This window comes from Shimazuella soli (assembly GCF_022511585.1).
Lineage (GTDB): Bacteria > Bacillota > Bacilli > Thermoactinomycetales > Thermoactinomycetaceae > Shimazuella > Shimazuella soli.
In genome coordinates this window covers 504,513-522,772 of the sequence record NZ_JAKWBN010000002.1, presented here as the reverse complement: position 1 = coordinate 522,772, position 18,260 = coordinate 504,513, and the positions used below count along the sequence as shown (strand labels likewise).

Here is an 18,260-nt window from a genome sequence, read left to right as displayed (position 1 = left end):
TGAAATGAAATGGTATTCTGCTCCACGAATTGCGTTATATGCAGGGGTAGCAATTGTGGGATATTCGAACATATCATCTGGCTTCGGTAAAGGTCCAGAGGCTATTGGAATCGGGTGGCCATTCCTATTTTGATGTTAATTGCCGAGGCTGTTGTAAGTCATTCTTTGATGGAGGGAAATTCTCAAATTATCATACAAGATTTTGAGGAAGAAAAAGAACCACAAATCAAATCTCAAATTATCGAAACTGATTCACAACCTCAAAACATACTCACAAAAAATGAACCAATCTCAAAAAGTACTCAAACCATTCTCACACCCATTTTTGAGATATCACAACAAAATTCAAAATCTCATGAAGTCTCACAAAAATTTGAGGAGCCTCAAAATTTCTCAAATAACACATCAAATGAATTTGAAATTTCTCGCAACCATATAAATGAGGTCTCAAATACTCAAAATTTAAATCTCAAATCATCAAACAATTTTGAAGGTGGTTCTCACCAATTCTCACAAGTCTCAAAATCAAGTGAGGGAAATCTTCATATCTCGCAACTGAAAAATGAGGAATCTCCGCTTCCTCCACCCAAATCCATGTCAATTTGACATGCTGGAAGTTGATAGACTTTACTTTGGTCTTTTATCAGCCAGTTCAAATTTATTAGTCATAGATACTGGTACTTCTTCAGTTTCTTCGTTCACGTAATACCCTTGTAAGAAATTTTAGGACCTCATTTTTAGATGCTATCTGCTCTTTATCCTTTTGTGCCATCCCTATATAAAATTTCACCGAGTTATTTCCGAGTAATTTTCTTACATTGGCTTCTGCAACTGGTCTTTTGGTAGCTTTGTATCCAGCATCAATATAACTTTGTGTAGCATTACCCGATTTGATATATAGATCAGCAAATCTCTTTTGCTTGGGTGTCAGTTTCACATCAATCACCCACCTCCGATTACAAAATAAAAAATCAGGGACTACTGACCCTGATTCTCTGACTCCTCTTTTTGTTCCCTTTTTTCTGCTTCTTCCTTATATGCTCCTGAGAAAACACCCACTAGAATTATTCCTATTATCAATAAAACAATACTAATAGGCCGTCCCCAATGGAAATATTGTGATAGATAATGCAAACCTAAACAAACAATCAATAATGCTATAAAACCTTTTGTCCTCTTACTCATAACATTAAGTATAATTTAAATCAAAAATTCAATCAATTATTCATTCGGCTTATGGATCTTGTTTTGTGGATTTGCTAAATACGCATTGAACTGTGCATAAATACTGTGGTATCCAATGGCGAATGCGCCACTCACGGGATTCCAAGCTTCATAACACCGAGCCGCCTTTTTGATCTTATCCTTTTGTGCTGATGTAGCTGTATATGTTGTACCTGGTCGACTCAATGCCCAATCTGAGCGAGCAATGTAGAATCTGGCATCTGTCACAATACCCTCGTTATACAGCTCTAACAAAGCCTGTCCACTGTATTTATGCGAGTCGCTTGTATCGTAATAACTCATTGCTTTGTATGAAGCTGTTAGTCCATAAATATTTACATATTCCATCATGAGAGCTTTGACTGTATCCTTATTAACTGGCCCACCCTCTAAATCTACTGGCTGTATATGAATACTCTCAGGAGTCACCCCTAATTGCCCTAAGGCTGAACAAAATTCACGGTTACGAGCGGTAGAAAAATCATCATCTGTTAGTGACTCATAACCTTCTAAGTATGGATTATGAGCAGTTCCCCAATATGCAGATGTTCCGTCACCATTCAATACACCTTGAACAAAGGAGCCTTTACCAGTCGTATAGAGGACTACAATTACCTCTCTTCCTGCTCCTAAGTGATTCAATATATCTACTGCTGCTTGTAGGGTTTCATCATCCTGATGGGGGATAAAAAATATCGCTGGTCCCATTGTAATCATCCTTTCGAATTTTGATCGTAAAAAAACCACCTATGTTAGGCTGCTTCCTATTCAAATCAATGAATGTTAAATTATTTATATTGGGCATCATGGAGTACCGCAAGGTAAAGTAACCTTGTGCTCGGAATGATTGGGTGATCTCTCTCAGTAGAGGGATCACCCGGCTCCAATTTATACTCTATAAAACTCGTCATCCTAATCTTCATTTTTCATCAACTTGAACCACTAATGTTTATCTGTCATTCGTTATCCTCCATCTTTCAGGCCCCATTCATATCCTCGTATCTCTTCCTCTGTCTATTCCCTGTCATATGCCACACACCAAACTTTTCTATCAATCGATCATGCGATACAAAACCGTCTGGCTGATAACCAAGACTGAATTCTCGTAATCTGTATTTGTACCAATGTCTCATAATACTTCCTCAAATCTCGATTACATGATTTAATGATGGATAAGTATCATTTGATTTCCCTTCTAGCGTTCTAGAAAGACCATTTAGCACGTGCATTCCTTTGTATCCACCATTTTCAAACGAGGTTCGGAAGTATCAACCGTCACCATTTTCTTCTAGGTATTCGAGATAATTATGTTCGTTTCACTACTTGACTATATCCAAGTTCCTCTGCTAGTCTTCTTGTTTCTTGGACCCGTTTTTGAACATCGGACATCCACCAATCGTAGGAAATCCGCATGGTTGGAGGAAAACTAGGAAACGGTTAACCAAAAGAAAGAGATCCATAATGGATCTCTTTTTGTTTATAGCTTTAGCCAGTTGTTTTCCATCTATGATTTTAAACAATAAAAGTTATCCTTTTATTAAAAAAACTTCTTCTGTCCCTGGTATTCCTTCAACAACTCTACTGCTTCGCGGAAACGCTGTGAATGAACTATCTCTCTTTCCCTCAAAAATTTGAGTGAATCATTGATATCAGGATCATCCGATAGATCGATTAACCATTGGTAGGTAGCTCTCGCTTTTTCTTCAGCGGCGATGTCTTCATACAGATCCGCGATCGGATCACCTTTGGATTGTATGTATGTGGCAGTAAACGGATTTCCAGCTGCACTCTGATAAAACAATGATAAATCATGATTGACATAGTGTTCTTCTAATCCCGCTGCTTTGATCTGTTCTTTCGTTGCATCTTTTGTCAGTTTATATACCATCGTTGCAATCATTTCTAAATGTGCAAACTCCTCGGTACCAATGTCGGTTAACAATCCTTTTACTTTATCTGGTATGGTGTAGCGTTGATTCAAATAGCGAAGTGCCGCTGCTAACTCTCCATCAGCTCCACCATATTGTTCAATCAGCAGCTTTGCTAGATGTGGATTGCATTGACTTACTTTCACTGGATACTGCAATTTTTTTTCGTATATCCACAAAAGATATCCCCACCTCAATAGAATCGAATACGAAAATATATGTGAGAAATACCTATTTCATGCTGCACCTATCCGACCTTAAAATAAAAACACCTTATTCTCCAATAGGAAGAGAATAAGGCTTGTCCTTTGATATGTATAGAAATAGGTTGTTCTTACTGCACGGAAACAGAATATACTTTATTTCCATCGAAATTAAAAAACAATCGATAATTATTTTTTAATTGGTATTCATAATACTCACTACCGCCTTCAAAAGCTGATTTCGTAGGCTTTCCAAGTATATTGGTAATATCATTTTGCGTTAAAGATTGAAATTGTGGATTGGTAGAGCCGATTTGATAGACAGTACCGTTTTCCAAACCAAAAGAAACAGCATGTGATTGACTATAATCCATATAAGTTCCATCGCTTTTTTCTGGAGAACCATATGCGTTTATTACGGTTTGAGAAGTGTCTCCTAAAGCAACTTTTGAATCTGGGTACATGGTTCCTTTCTCTGCTGAAAGCATAATATCGTTTACTAATTTTTCTGGAACGGACATATTTTGTTCAGCCCATTTTTGTTGATCAGAGACCCATGAATCATCAGATTGCGGATGGCTGGAAGTGGATTGATTTGGGCCGGAAAAATTGGTGTTTTTGTTAGAATCAGAATATCCGGATCCGCAAGCCGTTAAAAAGATAGTAATAAAAACAATAAAAACGCAAATAAAACCTTTTCTCATGTAAGTTTTCCTCCTGTCGATAAATAAATATATCAAATATTATTAGAAATCGGGATATACATTCACCCCTAATATTTGAATTTTTATATAAAAAAACGATCATTTGTATGATCGTTTAAAAGCATTCTATGGTTATCTAGGATAAATCATATTTCCCATGGCCAAGGCCCCTCATTCCAACCGCAAGGATAACGATTACTCGAGTGGCCAAAATGCATCAATGGACCATATCTCTCCTCATACTCAGAGCGTATTGCTTCCCTTTCCAATGCACAATGGTTGTATTGGTCAAGAGCATCTAGATCACTCGGGTGTGTATCCAAATAAAGATTTAGCTCTACCAGGACAAAATCAACTTCCTGTAATTTTCGAAGTAATGCTCTCCGCTTTTCATGTTCCATCTTTGTCCCTCCACTTTTTAGGAGGATATGGACTATAAAAAATAGGCCATAAAGTTCCTTTTATCAATGCCTCATGTTTCGAAAACTGCGGCAAATTAGGCGGTTGGAACCCCAAGAATTGATTGGGTGGCACCACATACTGTTTTGCAATAGGGGGACATGGATCATCTGGGCTGTGAAAGGGATACCATACTCGGTACTGATCACGATATGGATTAGGTTTGCGCTTTTTCAACACAACTCCTCCTACAAAAAGTCTTACCACCATTTTATGTATAACAGAAGAAAAAAGAAGAAAAAGGAGGAAATTTCCGACATATACAGCGTCTGAACAATTGAACTTCGTTTATGGCTGACATCTGTAAAAAGTATGACCATGAAAAGGAGAGCATAAAAACAAAATAATCCCCTTTAGAAATTTCTCCAAAGGGGACTGATGTGAAATAAACTACCTATTGGAAAGTTGTTTCGATAATGGCTTCCTTTTTCGTAATCCCATAAGACCGAAATACAAAGGTTAATGCTACAAATCCGATCAAAGCTAATCCAAGAAAATAGAAGAGAGATGATATCCCCATATACTGCATCAAGGTTCCACCTAAATATGGTCCAATTATGCTCCCTACACTATAATGCATCGAACACAATGCACTGCCCTTTGGTAATAGATGAGCAGGCAAAATGTCATCCATAAAAGCTAGTCCTAGAGAGAATAATGATCCCACAAAACCGCCTGATAGACCGAGAATGATAAATAAACCAAGAAAACTATCTCCTACTAAAGGAACAAATAGCATACCAAAGCCGCCTAAGGAACATAAAATGCGGAGAAGATTTTTTCTTCCGATCTTATCACCTAACATGCCTAATGGTAATTGAAATACAAGACTTCCCCAGATAAAAGCAGTGATCAAAAGGGAAATTTCACCTTTTGTCAGCCCTAGTTTCAAACCATACACTGGAAAATTACCTGATAACGCCACTTCCAATATCCCATACAACAGCATGGGGATCATCGCCAGAAAACTTATTTTGTATACAGTTTTATACGAAGCAGATACTTCCTGCTGTTTATCATTTGTTTTCGCAAAGTTAGCATATCCTTTGGTCAAACGAAAGCTGACAATCAAACTGACGACAAGCAGAATGATCAATGCGATAAATGGTATCAAATAACCGTGAGATATTAGATTTAATCCCAATGGACCTATTCCAAATCCGAGTCCATACATCAAACCAAATTGGGCAAGTCTTTTTCCTTTGTGTGCAGGATCAACAGTAGCAATCAGCCACACTTGGCAAGATAAAAGCGCAATATTATTCCCTATTCCAACGAGAAAACGTAGAACTGACCACCACCAAATCCCATATGTAAAAGGAAATAAAACAAAAGATATCAATAAAATGGAGATCCCTACGATGATTGTATTACGATATCCCCACCTCGATATCAGTTTGGAATAAAACATCATAGAAAACAGCATACCCACGTAAAGCATGGCAGCACTGAATCCATTTACACTAGGAGTTAGATGCATTTGCTCCAACATCGTTGAAATAACAGGAATTAAAAATCCTTGTGTAATTCCAAAAACCGTTACAAGAAATAAAAAAGTATAAAAGCGAGTTATCGACCATTTATCAACACTTGTTTGCATCCGGATTTCACCTCTCTATTTTTACACACAAGAACACCCTCACCAACACTTGGCGAGGGACTTTATTCTATCGTATTAAGGATGTACAAGAAAAAGCTAATGCATATTTATGTCATTTATGATCACTTTTTCCTTTTTTGCTTGTTGAATCAGAAAACTAAATAACACAAAACTAAACAGGGAAATACCCAGAAAATAAAAAAGGGATACAATTGAGATATATTGCATCAGTAAACCTCCTATGTATGGCCCAATGATACTCCCAAAAGTAAAATGAGAATTTGCCAAGAGATTTCCTTTTGTAATCATCGATTCAGGTAACAAATCGCTTAGAAAAGCTAAACTCAGTGAGAGCATAGAACCGATAATACCACCCATAAAACCAAGAATAAACACCATAGCATTAACATGATAATGAAAAAATGGAATTGCTAACATTCCTGATCCACCAATAGAACATATAATCAATAACAATTTATGACGACCCATTTTATCTCCCAATATCCCTAATGGTAATTGGAATAATAAACTCCCCCAGATAAAAGCTGTTATCAATAAAGATATTTCTACTTTAGAAAACCCTGTTTTCAGTCCATAAACAGGAAAGTTACTTGCAACTGCTACTTCGATAAACCCATAAATAAGTGCAGACCACATTGCTAAGAAACCCATCCTATATACCATTCTATAAGAAGCTTGTCCTATTGTATGTTTTTTTTCTAATGACGGAATAGGAACATCCTTCTGAAGCTTGGCAAAACAAAATAACACCGCTATCACAAGAGCAACAGCTAATACAACAAATGGAACTGCAAATCCAAAGGAAATTAAATTTAATCCCAATGGACCTAGACCCATGCCCAGTCCATAAGATAAACCAAATTGCGAAAACCGTTTACCATTTTCCTCTTTGCTCACATGCCTTGCCACCCAAATTTGTACAGCAAATGTCGTTATATTATCCCCTATCCCCAATAAAAAACGAAGCAACGACCACCACCATATCCCCTGTGTAAAAGGAAAGGCGACTATGGAAACAAACATAATGCCTATTCCCATTAATATCGTTTGTCGATATCCAATAAGTTTCAACAATTTTGCGCAAAAAAACATAGAAATAAACATTCCCATGTATAACATAGCAGCACTTATACCATTTGTACTGGCCGATACATGGTTTTGTTCCAACATAGTAGATATGAGAGGAGATACTAAGCCTTGTGTGGCACCAACTATTATCATAAGTACAACAAGTAAACGAAATTGAGAAATGGACCACTGTTGTATCGATGCTTGCATGTCATCACTCCTGCTGTCCATATACCTACTACCTTCATACTATTCGATTTCTTCTATCATAGCAGTAATATACATAATAATTCTACTAATAAATCATAGAATTTATATTAAGATATATATTTTTTGATAAATTATAATGATGAATTCTAACTTCTGGCTATTATTGAATAGAATACTCTCTTGTATAATATAAATTTCCAATAAACAAAATGGATTGTTAATTAGCATTGTTCAAAGAACAAAATTAATGTATCATTATGATAGATCACTATGACCTATTCAAAAAGAAAGGAAGGAAGTCTCATGTACAAACTCATCATTCTAGGATTTTTATTTCACCAGCCTACACATGGCTATGCCATAGCAAAAATAATTAATATGATCATTGGTCCTTTTGCAAAATTCAGCAAGGGGCGCCTTTATCCACTCTTAACGAAATTAGAGCAAGAAAAGATGATTGAAATTGTACCTATTCCAGTAAATGTAGAAAAAGAAAATAAACGTGATCAGAAAACATACTGCATCACGGAAAAAGGACGAGCACACTTTCATGAGTTAATGCTAGATACTTCTACTAATTTAGGAGAATACCAAAAACTATTTTGGCAAAAAGTTGCTTTTTTTAACTATATAACTGGTGAAGAACGGTTATATTTGCTTGAACATTATATTCACTATTGTCAAACACATATCTATCATGATCGAAAGCAAACAGACGTACTCAAACAGGGGTATATGAATGCAGGGAGTAAAGATACAGCCAACTACTATAAAAATTTTTGGCAGTTTGAATTGTCACAGGTTCTCGAACTATATGAAAGAGAAAGAAATACAAAAAATAAGGAGTGATCTCATGAAACAACAAACAGGGGTAGAATTTTTTAGTCGGAGAGTCCATAATCATGAGCTGCAAAAAAATTTATATGAACCTTTTTCTTGGTATCGATATATGAGAGATAACCACCCAGTTTTCTATGATAAAGAACAACAATTTTGGGATGTATTTTTATACGATGATGTGAAACAGGTATTAGAAAATAGCCGTGTGTTTTCTTCAAATCGAAAAGGGGATGACCCTATCTCTCAAAGTATGATCAGTCTAGATCCCCCTAAACATACTTTGATGAGATCATTGGTCAATCAAGCGTTTACACCAAGAGTACTAAATAACTGGTATAGCCGAATTCAGTTGATTGCACGTGAATTATTAAATGAGGTAAACGGACAGTCCTCATTTGATCTAATCAGAAAATTTGCATATCCTCTTCCTATGATAGTAATCGCAGAAATCATTGGTGTACCATCAACTGACCGAGATCAGTTTAAAAAGTGGTCAGATATAATTGTATCTGGGCCAGCTGATCATACAGAAGAAGCCATTCGATTGCATAGCCAAAAATTTTGGGAAACTATGAAAGAATTGCGAGCGTATTTTTTTCAAATAATAGACGAGAAACGAAAGAATAATAAGGAAGATGAAGGTATACTATCAATACTTATCCAAGCGAAACAAAATGAAAAGAAATTAACGGATGAAGAAATTTTATCTTTTTGTATTCTCTTGTTGGTGGCAGGAAATGAAACAACCACAAATTTAATTGGAAATAGTATTTATTGTTTGCTTGACAATTATCAAACATTTATGGAAGTTCAACAAAATCAACAGCTATTACCAAAAGCAATAGAAGAAGTACTGCGTTTTCGATCTCCTTTACAATCTTTCAACCGAATAGTCAAAGAGGATATTATTTTAGGAAAACAACTTATACCTAAAGGCTCTCAAATTATCGTCTGGATTGGGTCTGCAAATCGCGATGAACGTCAATTTCATAATCCAGATCAGTTTGATATACACCGTTCATCCAATCCTCATTTAGCATTTGGTAAAGGAATTCATTTTTGCCTTGGAGCACCTTTAGCAAGAATGGAAGCTAAAATAGCATTACAAGAATTACTTGTAAGATATCCACAAATAAAGTTCCAACAACCAATGAAATTAGAACCAGTTAAAAGTCATTTTACCTATGGATTAGAACATCTTTGGATTGAAGTTGGAACAAGTAATGATCAAAATAGATCATAAAACGGTTTCAGTTGTAATAACAAAACGTCTTCTCAATTGAATGATGAGAAGACGTTTTACATTTAAAATGATTCACGTATTACCAATTCATTTAAAGACAATCGGGAGGATGGTCTTGCAGGTTGTGCTGCTTTTCCAATAGATACCAACAAAACAGGGAAATAACGTTCAGGTACGTTAAACTCTTGGATTAGTTTCTGTGGATTAAACCCACCCATTGGACAAGAATCATAGCCCATTGATTTAGCAGTCAGCATTAATTGCATTGCAGTTAACCCACAGTTTAAAGTTGAATCCATCTGAGCACGTAATTTATCTGCGTAAGCTCCTTCGATTTGCGACACCAAGTTATCCCTGAGTTCTCTTGTCATAATACCTTGTTCCACTGCATCTCCATAAATTTGATGAGCAGTCCGATAAGCCTCTAAATCTCCTAAAATCGCTACAACAATTGATGCTTCTACTACTTGTTTTTGCCCATAGGCCACAGGAAGCATCTTTTGTTTTTGTTCAGGCTTGGAGATTACAAGATATCTCCAATGCTGCAAATTCCAAGATGAAGGAGCAGAGGAAGCAAGAGTTAACAACTCATTGATTTCCTCTTCCGGCATTACGTGAGTAGCATCATAACTTTTTACACTACCACGGGTTAACATGATTTCTTTTAATACATCATATTGAGTAGAAGTCACCATTAAAAACACACCTTATTTCTTTTATATTTTTAATACTCAACTCGTTCCGATGATTTCATCCAAGTCTGAAATGGGGATAGTTTCTCTGGAGAAGATAACCTCTCCATTTTTATTTTTCTTTGTTCATAAGAAATAGCCAATTCATCATAAATAAATTGGTCATCAAACCCTGCTTTAGCCGCCTCCTGCTTTGTACAAGCAAAGTAGACTTTTTTTGGTCTCGCCCAATAAATTGCCCCAAAACACATAGGACAGGGTTCGCAACTCGTATAAATAATACAATCTTCTAATTGAAAATGTTGAAGATTTTTACAGGCGTCGCGAATCGCCCCAATTTCTGCATGAGCAGTGGGATCGTTATGAGTTGTTACTCGATTTACCCCTTGACCGACGATCTCTCCATCTTTTACCACAATAGCTCCAAATGGTCCGCCTTGGTTGTTTTTGACATTATCGACAGCCAATTGAATAGCTTTTTGCAAAAAATCTTGATGTGTCATGCTTCTCACCTACTTTATCAAATACAAATTGGAGGAGGTATAAAAAAGTGAGTCATTATTTTGACTGGCTGCATGCCCCTGTGCTCACCAAAAAAGAAAGAGCTCAATTACAAAATTATACTTTTAAAGAACAACAGGAATTTGAAAAGAAACTTTCCTTTGGAACAGCAGGCATAAGAGGTGCAATGGGATTAGGACCGCATCGCTTAAACCGATTTACCATTCGCCAAGTATCAGAAGCATTTTATCGATATTTACTAGCTACCAATCCTTCCAATTTGCATCGAGGTATCGTCATAGCGTATGATAATCGACATTGCTCCAGACTATTTGCTGAGGAGGCTGCTTGTTTATTTGCTTATCATCAGGTACCGGTCTATCTTTATTCTCATATACACCCTACTCCTATGCTATCCTATGCTATCCGTCATCTTCAAGCCATCGGAGGAATTATGATCACAGCTAGTCATAATCCACCATCTGATAACGGCTTCAAAGTATATGGAAAAGACGGAGCACAATTATTACCAGCTTGTGCAAAATTAATTGAGCAACACATGAATGCTATAGCAGATGTTCTTACCATTCCCACCCTATCCTATGTACATGCACAACAGATTGGAAAAATAAGAGAAGTACCTAAAGAAGTCGATCAAACATACTACCATGCCGTACAATCCCTCATATCATGCTCTTCTAGCGATCAATCTCTGAGCGTCGTTTACACTCCCTTACATGGAACTGGACAGGTAGCGCTTCCCTACTTACTCCAAAAAGAAAGCTTTATCTCTACCTATCTCGTAACCGAACAAGGAAAAGCCCACCCTGACTTCCCTACTGTTTCCTCTCCTAATCCTGAAGATGTAGCTGCATTTACCTTGGCAAAAAAAGTTGCCAAAAATGTGAATGCTGATCTGATCCTGGCAACCGATCCAGATGCAGATCGGGTCGGCATAATGATACCATACCAAAACGATTACATACACCTGACTGGAAACCAAATTGGTACCCTATTACTATATTATTTACTTACGGTAAAGCAAAAAAAAGGCACTATTTACTCTACCATTGTCAGCACAAGTTTGGCACAAAAAATCGCCCATCATTATGGAAGAAAAACTGCCCAAACGTTAACTGGCTTTAAATATATAGCAGAACAAATTGAAAAAAATCAAGATTTATTGCTTGGATTTGAGGAGAGTTGCGGATATCTCCTAGATGATTTTGTCCGGGATAAAGATGGGATTCAAACATCATTTTACTTATGTCATGTTGCTGCTTACTATAAAAAACAAGGAAAAACCTTCTTAGATGTATTAGATGACATCTATCGTCAGTATGGCTACCATGTCAGCAAAGTTATCTCTCTTCCAATCACCACAAAACGAGATATTATCGATGATTTCTTCAACCTTTGGAATGATGCAGGGGAAAAACTTGATTATCGAACCGGATTGGATCATTTACCAAAAGCGGAGGTGGGGAAAGTTTGGTTTCCTGATAAAAGTTGGATCGCTATCCGTCCTTCAGGCACAGAACCAAAGGTCAAAATATACATGGAAGCTGTGGGAAAAAACCAAAAGGAAGCAAATCAAAAAATGCTGGAAATCTGTGATGTGATCAAGCAGAACTTTTAAATCATCTTAACCTGCACTTGCAGGTGTTTTTCTTCTTGGCAAGAAGGAAAAAGAACCATCCTGTCAAAAAAGGATGATTCTCTTTATTATTATCTCCAAAAAATTATTTTTTCCCATATCCTCCGTATCTTTTCCTTAACAGTCACTCGGCTGGTAGAATGATCTAAGACAATCTCCTGTTGTCCGATTTTCCACTCTCGACTTTCTCGCTTCTAATTGGGAAACGATCTCTTCAAATGTACCTGCCAGTCCTTCTAAATCCTTAATATTTTTCACACTATTTTCTATTTCTGATTTTTCTTGTTCGTCCTGAAACTTGCACATCTGATAATGAAACTCAGGAGAAAAGGAAGTAAATGGACGGTTTTCTAATTTTCCTATATGACCACGATTTCTTGTCAGCAGCCAATGGTATTTGTCTTGTCCATTGTTTGGATTGTGTACCACAGCAATATAATTCGTGGCGAAATCACTTATGTTTTTTATAATTTTGATATCATTCCCGATTTGCAAGGATAAACCATTATCTTCAAAGTCTTGATCTTTGATTTCTCTCTTTTGGGCATTTTTCAGTGCATCATGAAAAATTGGAACTTCTTTTTCCGGTACTAACTCAATGTCCACATCTCCATAAGTGGAACTCTCTTCGATACACCGACTAAACACAAAGACAAAACGATCCATAGTAGAAGGTTGATCCCTCTTTACCCGATTTACATTGAGTTTAACGATATATTTCTCATAAGAGCAAGCTGGAAGCTCCAAAAATTTCACTATACCCCTCCTGAAAATGTAATTCCCCTTACAACCTAATTTTATTATTTTTCACAATAATAGTAAATATGGATCTCTTATTATCAGAAAATATTTTTTATATATGAGGATCGAGCTCTGCCCCGAAAATACGAATATCTCTTCTGAGCATGACTAAATATCCATTTTTTTCCTATACTAATGATATATCCTTTTTTTAAGGAGTCCCCCAATGAAAAATAAGAAGTGGAAACGGTTTATCTCGTTTGTTATTCCTTTTCTTTTTCTCACAGGATGTATCCAAGGAAATTTACATGTAACGATAAACAAAGATGGTTCTGGAATCTATCAGTGGAAAGTGTTGACAAATGCTAAAGCACAAAAGTATATACGACATATTACAACACTCTATTCAAGAAAAGGATATGAAGCTAAGTTTATACGTGAAAAAAATCAAGTTGGCTTTTTAGCTACGAAACCAGTTAAAAATATTGCAAAAGAACCATTAAACAAAGAAATAAATGCTGCTATCCCCACAGAGCTAATACCAAGCGGCGGCCAATCAAAAACGGTCCTTTCTACAAACACTAATCCTCAATCATTTCAACCGATAAAAGAATTAAGCATAAAAAGTGGATTTTGGAAAACAACCCTGCTCTATCAAACACAAGTTAATATGCAAAAAAACATTGTAAATTTACTAGGGCCTTTTGCTCCTTATTTGAGTGGCTTGTTGGATCGGATCAAGTTCCGTTTTCTCCTGACTTTACCAATCGCTCCAACGAAACAAAATGCCAATACTGTGAGTAAAGATGGAAAAACGTTAACATGGAACTTGAAACTTGGACAAAATAACCCCATCGTATTGGGGATCGATGTTCCAACACCTATCATCTTATTGCTTTCAGCAACTAATAACTTGACACAATATGTCCCTGATTTTTGGACACTCACATTAGAATGGATACTGCTAATCCTAGCGTGCCTTGTTATTATCATTTACTTGATCCGTAGCCTGCTTCGCAAAAGGAAACCTACCTAGTTGTTTCATGACTAGGTAGGCTTTTTTACTCGTATCTCATTCTCTTTTTTCATCCCGATTACAACAGTAGCATCTAAATCATTACATCTCACGATTTGCGGATGTAACTCATTCTGTATAAAAATTTCAGCAGTTTGCAGGGCTTGCTGCTCACTTGATTCAACGAATAGAAGTCCATTTGGAGCGAGCCATAGTGGTGCAACTGAGGCTACTCGCCGCTGGATTTCTAACCCATCTTCCCCTCCATCAAGTGCCATCCATGCTTCATACTCACGGGCCTCAGCAGGAAGGAACTCAATCGCATCGGTAGGTACATATGGTGTATTGGCGAGCAAAATGTTCACCCTGCCTTGTAGATAATCTGGTAGTGGTGAAAATAGATCTCCTTCATATACCTTACCTCCTACAGGTGTGACATTTTTCCTGGCACATTGCACCGCTTTTGGGTCCAAATCTGAAGCGTACAACTGATATTCGTCTAAAGATGCAGCTACCACAATACCCAAAGCACCCGAACCACAACATAAATCTAGTATGATATCTCCGTTCTTTGCTAGTTTCACCGCTTGTTCTACTAGAAATTCGGTTCTTTTCCGTGGTACAAAGACACCTTTATCAACTGCTATTCGATGACCACAAAACTCACTCCACCCAATAACATGCTCAATTGGCAATCCAGAAGCTCTTTGTTGTACCATTTTGATAAGCCCAGATTCATCCTGTGCAGCTTCTAGTAGCAACTTAGCTTCTTCCTCTGCAAATACACATCCTGCATTGCGAAGCTGTGCTGCTACAGTGGGAATTAGAGAGACTCTCCTCTTTTCCCCTAGACTCTCTTCATATAATTTATTCTTTTCTGTGGAATCTAAAGACACTTCAACACCTCAACTTTTATCATAAATCTTTAAGGGTTTGCTGCGAAAATTATTATACTATACCCCAAGACATACACAGAAAAAATATAAATTATTTATAACTCGGTTTTTTCTTTATCCGTTCAACAGCTTGCTGGATGGTATAATATCAAAATACCCTCGGAACAGTTATTTTTTTCAAGCAAATCGACCTTTTCTTCATAGCAATAAAAATAATTCATTGTCAAAATATACAAAGATAGTGTAGATTTCTGTATTTTTACAATTGATTTTCAATGCGAAAAAGCTGGATCAGCCACCCTCTTGTCCGTAAGGACAACAAGGGTGACTGATTTTTAGACGCGATGCAGCGTCAAGTTGAAACTAGTGAACCCAAGAGCTCGACTAGATGCAGCCCCATTGGCACATTCGTAGCACTTGGGGCTGTGCCCGCAGGCACAATTGCAGGAGTTGCTGACCTGCAGCACCACCTGCGGAGAGGTGTTGCTCTCTCCTGTTTCGTCTTCCATGAGGATTTTCCTCCCAGGAATAGGTGTATGTGCGGAATAACAAGACTGAAGTCCAATCCTCTCACAGATTGGTGGCTACATCTACTGAGGAAAAGGAAAGTTCTCCTTCTACACACTCAACAGACTATTCAGTCATTGCTCTATATAAAGCAAATCATATTCTTTCTGGGCAGTCAATCATTAATAAAAAACACTTACAAGTGATTTTTACATCTATGAAGCTGATCTGCTAACGTTCAGATAGTATAAAAATGAAAAATCTTAATAATCTTGAAGCTGGCCATTTATTTCATTATTTTCATTGGGATTGTAAGAAACTACAGTTAATAAAAAAAGGGGAATGAGATAACTATGAAAAAAACCGATGAGTTTGGCAACCGTATGAAAACGTATGAATTTGCGTTTCGTAGTTACTTGCCTAAACGCTTACCTGTATTACTCCGCATCGATGGCTGTCATTTTCACAGCTATACCAAAAAACTAGAAAAGCCATTTGATGAACGACTTGTCCAAACCTTTTGGAAAACAGGGAAATTTTTAGCAAGTGAAATAATGGGCTGTAAGCTTGTTTATCATCAAAGTGATGAAATCTCCCTTCTCCTGACAAATAATGACAAACTTACGACAGAAGCATGGTTTGATAACAACCTACAAAAAATCACTTCTGTTGCCGCATCTCTGACGACAGCAAAATTTAATGATGAGATCAAAAAGATTTTAGCCGACCAAAATCTTGCCACCTTTGATTGTCGCGCTTGGATATTGCCCCCAGAGGAAGTCGTCAATTACTTTTTATGGCGTCAACAGGATGCAATAAAAAACAGCGTTTCCATGGTGGCGCAAAGTCACTTTTCTGCCAAACAACTGCATGGGCTAAGCGGAAAACAGATGCAGGAAAAACTGATGGTAGAAAAGGAAATAAACTGGAACGACTTGCCGATTTGGCAAAAACGAGGAGTATGTATAACGAAGCAGTCTTATCAAAAAGATAATGCTATTCGTCACCGCTGGGTGGTAGATAAGGAAATACCGATCTTTTCGCAAGATAGAGGATATATCGAACAATATGTGTATCCAAAGGATAAGTAGGTGCTCAAATGGAAGCGATTATTTTGATGGGATTACAAGGATCAGGAAAATCTACGTTTGTGAAAGAATATTTTTTCCGTACTCATATTCGTATTAATCTCGATATGCTGAAAACGAGATATCGGGAAAATTACTTAGTAGATGCTTGTCTACACGCAAAACAGCCATTTATTGTAGATAATACCAATCCAACAGTAAAAGATCGGCTGCGTTATATTCCCAAAGCAAAACAACACGACTTTCGAGTGATCGGTTATTTCTTTCCTCCTGATGTCGAATCATCTCTCGCTCGCAATCAAGCGAGAGATAAAGCAGAACAAGTCCCGATCGTTGCAATCAAAAGTACCTGTAAGATATGGGAGCCTCCCAGCTACTCAGAAGGATTTGATCAAATTTATCAAGTACAGCTTGGAGAATCCCAGTTTTTTATTGAAGAATATTCCCATTAAATGAAGATCAAAGATAAAAACACGCTACAAATCCTCATTTATTGGGTGTTTAGCTTTGTCTTTAGAAACAACATTGGTTAATGGCAAGTGTATGAACACAGCTTGCTTTTGAACGACAAAGATAACTCTATCTCCTTCTAAAAAAGAATGATAGTCCCAACGCCGCACACCTGTGCGGTTTGGGACTAATAGAACCTCCTATCGAACAGTCGAGCTATACTAGGACGTTATGTCTCTCTCTTAAGTAGTCCTTCGCTCCTCTTTTCTATACCTCAGTGATGATTACAACTATGCCTATGCTCGTCTTCTCCTGATCCGTGCCCATGGCTAGAGCATCCATGACTAACATGTGCCGGATACTGAATAAAGATACCCTTCACATGGAAGGTCTTTCCTTGGAGTGCAGCTTTGTGAAGACCCCATGCCCACTCGATCATCTTCTTCCCCAAATACAAGCCAAGAAGCGAATCGATAAATTGGAAACTGGGTCCGCACACCCACACGAGAACCTGTCCTACGATAACGGTGATCGAATCGTAAAGATCAGACTTTACATGGAGAAATACACCTTTGAGATCGTCTTGTGTATTGCTTGCAAGGATGACCAACAGACTGAGAAGGTTGATCATTAGCCCGATCACTGCAACACTGATGGAGACTTCCACATGAACTTCTTGTGGGTCAACCAAACGCCGCAAGGAAAAAGTGATCGAGGTGAATGCTGCACCAAAGAGGAAAATAGCGCTAGCAAAATCACCGATCATCCAAAGGCTGGAAACGTTGACCTGCTTCAACCTGCTTGCGGCAGATGGATAACGCTTCTTAATCCACTTTGGCGTTTGGGTGCTCCAGATAGCAATCGCGAGCACCAACCAATATGTCAGTTGACTCGAACCGTCTACCAACATATGAAAAGAGTCGCTCATAACGCTAGATGAGTGCGAACTGATGCTACCCACAAATTGGATCAGAAATCCAACGAGCAACAGGATGAGGAGAATTCCTGTGATCTTACGACTACGACGCGGGTCACGAGACTCGACTAGATGCTTATGCATAATTCTATCTTCCGTTAGTAGGTTCCATCGAATGACATTTTACTCTGGGCAGCTTATTTTTATTATGCTTACCCCAGAGAGCATCGTTCCACTCCTATAAATAGGAATGAATTTGATTTAAATGTCCGTACAATCGTATATTCATCCAATTCA

General features: G+C 37.5%; 21 protein-coding genes. 8 read left to right on the top strand and 13 right to left on the bottom strand.

Annotation, left to right across the window (positions count from 1 at the left end; genetic code table 11):
• Positions 1-4 precede the first annotated feature (4 nt).
• Both MK805_RS17825 and MK805_RS07575 read left to right on the top strand, forming a co-directional pair.
• Positions 5-133, top strand: a complete 129-nt coding sequence (locus tag MK805_RS17825) for a hypothetical protein (RefSeq protein ID WP_255724539.1) — start codon at positions 5-7, stop codon at positions 131-133.
• Positions 133-606 (top strand): hypothetical protein, encoded by a 474-nt coding sequence (locus tag MK805_RS07575; RefSeq protein ID WP_240874981.1) that lies wholly within the window; start codon positions 133-135, stop codon positions 604-606. Before MK805_RS17825 ends, MK805_RS07575 begins: the two co-directional genes overlap by 1 nt.
• 79 nt (positions 607-685) lie before the next feature.
• Here MK805_RS07575 and MK805_RS07570 read toward each other — a convergent pair whose 3' ends face one another.
• The 8 genes from MK805_RS07570 to MK805_RS07535 form a co-directional block, all read right to left on the bottom strand.
• The gene (locus MK805_RS07570; RefSeq protein ID WP_240874980.1) at positions 686-937 is read right to left on the bottom strand and encodes a terminase small subunit; all 252 of its coding nucleotides are present in this window, start codon (positions 935-937) and stop codon (positions 686-688) included.
• Positions 938-1,221: 284 nt separating this feature from the next.
• Complete coding sequence (locus MK805_RS07565; protein WP_240874979.1) at positions 1,222-1,932, bottom strand: PIG-L family deacetylase; 711 nt, start codon at positions 1,930-1,932, stop codon at positions 1,222-1,224.
• A gap of 829 nt (positions 1,933-2,761) precedes the next feature.
• Positions 2,762-3,331, bottom strand: coding sequence for a manganese catalase family protein (locus MK805_RS07560; protein ID WP_240874978.1), 570 nt, complete (start codon positions 3,329-3,331; stop codon positions 2,762-2,764).
• A gap of 155 nt (positions 3,332-3,486) precedes the next feature.
• On the bottom strand, positions 3,487-4,059 hold the full coding sequence (locus MK805_RS07555; protein WP_240874977.1) for a DUF4309 domain-containing protein: 573 nt from the start codon (positions 4,057-4,059) through the stop codon (positions 3,487-3,489).
• Between the two features lie 146 nt (positions 4,060-4,205).
• Complete coding sequence (locus MK805_RS07550; protein ID WP_240874976.1) at positions 4,206-4,460, bottom strand: spore coat protein CotJB; 255 nt, start codon at positions 4,458-4,460, stop codon at positions 4,206-4,208.
• The gene (locus MK805_RS07545; protein WP_240874975.1) at positions 4,450-4,695 is read right to left on the bottom strand and encodes a spore coat associated protein CotJA; all 246 of its coding nucleotides are present in this window, start codon (positions 4,693-4,695) and stop codon (positions 4,450-4,452) included. The genes MK805_RS07550 and MK805_RS07545 overlap by 11 nt, the downstream gene beginning before the upstream one ends.
• Before the next feature lie 217 nt (positions 4,696-4,912).
• Positions 4,913-6,118, bottom strand: coding sequence for an MFS transporter (locus MK805_RS07540; protein WP_240874974.1), 1,206 nt, complete (start codon positions 6,116-6,118; stop codon positions 4,913-4,915).
• Positions 6,119-6,214: 96 nt separating this feature from the next.
• Entirely contained in the window at positions 6,215-7,417 is a 1,203-nt protein-coding gene (locus MK805_RS07535) for an MFS transporter (RefSeq protein WP_240874973.1), read from the bottom strand.
• 303 nt (positions 7,418-7,720) lie between these two features.
• On the opposite strand from MK805_RS07535, the gene MK805_RS07530 reads away from it, so the two are divergent.
• Together MK805_RS07530 and MK805_RS07525 are read left to right on the top strand one after the other, a co-directional pair.
• Positions 7,721-8,266, top strand: a complete 546-nt coding sequence (locus MK805_RS07530) for a PadR family transcriptional regulator (RefSeq protein ID WP_240874972.1) — start codon at positions 7,721-7,723, stop codon at positions 8,264-8,266.
• Positions 8,267-8,270: 4 nt separating this feature from the next.
• Entirely contained in the window at positions 8,271-9,500 is a 1,230-nt protein-coding gene (locus tag MK805_RS07525) for a cytochrome P450 (protein WP_240874971.1), read from the top strand.
• Between the two features lie 62 nt (positions 9,501-9,562).
• Here MK805_RS07525 and MK805_RS07520 read toward each other — a convergent pair whose 3' ends face one another.
• On the bottom strand, positions 9,563-10,195 hold the full coding sequence (locus MK805_RS07520) for a nitroreductase family protein (protein ID WP_240874970.1): 633 nt from the start codon (positions 10,193-10,195) through the stop codon (positions 9,563-9,565).
• A gap of 29 nt (positions 10,196-10,224) precedes the next feature.
• Positions 10,225-10,695, bottom strand: a complete 471-nt coding sequence (locus tag MK805_RS07515) for a nucleoside deaminase (RefSeq protein WP_240874969.1) — start codon at positions 10,693-10,695, stop codon at positions 10,225-10,227.
• Between the two features lie 47 nt (positions 10,696-10,742).
• Here MK805_RS07515 and MK805_RS07510 point away from each other — a divergent pair, with 47 nt between their 5' ends.
• A complete protein-coding gene (locus tag MK805_RS07510) occupies positions 10,743-12,332 on the top strand; it encodes a phospho-sugar mutase (protein WP_240874968.1) in 1,590 nt (529 codons plus the stop codon).
• A 135-nt stretch (positions 12,333-12,467) separates the two neighbouring features.
• Here MK805_RS07510 and MK805_RS07505 read toward each other — a convergent pair whose 3' ends face one another.
• On the bottom strand, positions 12,468-13,106 hold the full coding sequence (locus MK805_RS07505) for a hypothetical protein (RefSeq protein ID WP_240874967.1): 639 nt from the start codon (positions 13,104-13,106) through the stop codon (positions 12,468-12,470).
• A 211-nt stretch (positions 13,107-13,317) separates the two neighbouring features.
• Here MK805_RS07505 and MK805_RS07500 point away from each other — a divergent pair, with 211 nt between their 5' ends.
• Positions 13,318-14,127 (top strand): hypothetical protein, encoded by an 810-nt coding sequence (locus MK805_RS07500; protein ID WP_240874966.1) that lies wholly within the window; start codon positions 13,318-13,320, stop codon positions 14,125-14,127.
• 11 nt (positions 14,128-14,138) lie between these two features.
• Here the strand turns inward: MK805_RS07500 and MK805_RS07495 are convergent, their stop codons facing one another.
• A complete protein-coding gene (locus MK805_RS07495; RefSeq protein ID WP_240875158.1) occupies positions 14,139-14,930 on the bottom strand; it encodes a putative protein N(5)-glutamine methyltransferase in 792 nt (263 codons plus the stop codon).
• A gap of 932 nt (positions 14,931-15,862) precedes the next feature.
• On the opposite strand from MK805_RS07495, the gene MK805_RS07490 reads away from it, so the two are divergent.
• Both MK805_RS07490 and MK805_RS07485 read left to right on the top strand, forming a co-directional pair.
• Positions 15,863-16,600: a tRNA(His) guanylyltransferase Thg1 family protein gene (locus tag MK805_RS07490; RefSeq protein WP_240874965.1), complete on the top strand. Its 738-nt coding sequence runs from the start codon at positions 15,863-15,865 to the stop codon at positions 16,598-16,600.
• An 8-nt stretch (positions 16,601-16,608) separates the two neighbouring features.
• Positions 16,609-17,049 (top strand): ATP-binding protein, encoded by a 441-nt coding sequence (locus MK805_RS07485; RefSeq protein WP_240874964.1) that lies wholly within the window; start codon positions 16,609-16,611, stop codon positions 17,047-17,049.
• 272 nt (positions 17,050-17,321) lie between these two features.
• Here the strand turns inward: MK805_RS07485 and MK805_RS07480 are convergent, their stop codons facing one another.
• Positions 17,322-18,107, bottom strand: a complete 786-nt coding sequence (locus MK805_RS07480; protein WP_240874963.1) for a cation efflux transmembrane domain-containing protein — start codon at positions 18,105-18,107, stop codon at positions 17,322-17,324.
• Positions 18,108-18,260: the final 153 nt, after the last annotated feature.

Bases quoted from the DNA above. Each gene is read 5' to 3' on its own strand.
- MK805_RS07540 (WP_240874974.1), bottom strand. From the start codon at position 6,118: ATGCAAACAAGTGTTGATAAATGGTCGATAACTCGCTTTTATACTTTT.
- MK805_RS07485 (WP_240874964.1), top strand. From the start codon at position 16,609: ATGGAAGCGATTATTTTGATGGGATTACAAGGATCAGGAAAATCTACG.
- MK805_RS07575 (WP_240874981.1), top strand. From the start codon at position 133: ATGTTAATTGCCGAGGCTGTTGTAAGTCATTCTTTGATGGAGGGAAAT.
- MK805_RS07555 (WP_240874977.1), bottom strand. From the start codon at position 4,059: ATGAGAAAAGGTTTTATTTGCGTTTTTATTGTTTTTATTACTATCTTT.
- MK805_RS07480 (WP_240874963.1), bottom strand. From the start codon at position 18,107: ATGCATAAGCATCTAGTCGAGTCTCGTGACCCGCGTCGTAGTCGTAAG.
- MK805_RS07535 (WP_240874973.1), bottom strand. From the start codon at position 7,417: ATGCAAGCATCGATACAACAGTGGTCCATTTCTCAATTTCGTTTACTT.
- MK805_RS07520 (WP_240874970.1), bottom strand. From the start codon at position 10,195: ATGGTGACTTCTACTCAATATGATGTATTAAAAGAAATCATGTTAACC.
- MK805_RS07565 (WP_240874979.1), bottom strand. From the start codon at position 1,932: ATGGGACCAGCGATATTTTTTATCCCCCATCAGGATGATGAAACCCTA.
- MK805_RS07530 (WP_240874972.1), top strand. From the start codon at position 7,721: ATGTACAAACTCATCATTCTAGGATTTTTATTTCACCAGCCTACACAT.
- MK805_RS07490 (WP_240874965.1), top strand. From the start codon at position 15,863: ATGAAAAAAACCGATGAGTTTGGCAACCGTATGAAAACGTATGAATTT.
- MK805_RS07550 (WP_240874976.1), bottom strand. From the start codon at position 4,460: ATGGAACATGAAAAGCGGAGAGCATTACTTCGAAAATTACAGGAAGTT.
- MK805_RS07500 (WP_240874966.1), top strand. From the start codon at position 13,318: ATGAAAAATAAGAAGTGGAAACGGTTTATCTCGTTTGTTATTCCTTTT.
- MK805_RS07515 (WP_240874969.1), bottom strand. From the start codon at position 10,695: ATGACACATCAAGATTTTTTGCAAAAAGCTATTCAATTGGCTGTCGAT.
- MK805_RS17825 (WP_255724539.1), top strand. From the start codon at position 5: ATGAAATGGTATTCTGCTCCACGAATTGCGTTATATGCAGGGGTAGCA.
- MK805_RS07525 (WP_240874971.1), top strand. From the start codon at position 8,271: ATGAAACAACAAACAGGGGTAGAATTTTTTAGTCGGAGAGTCCATAAT.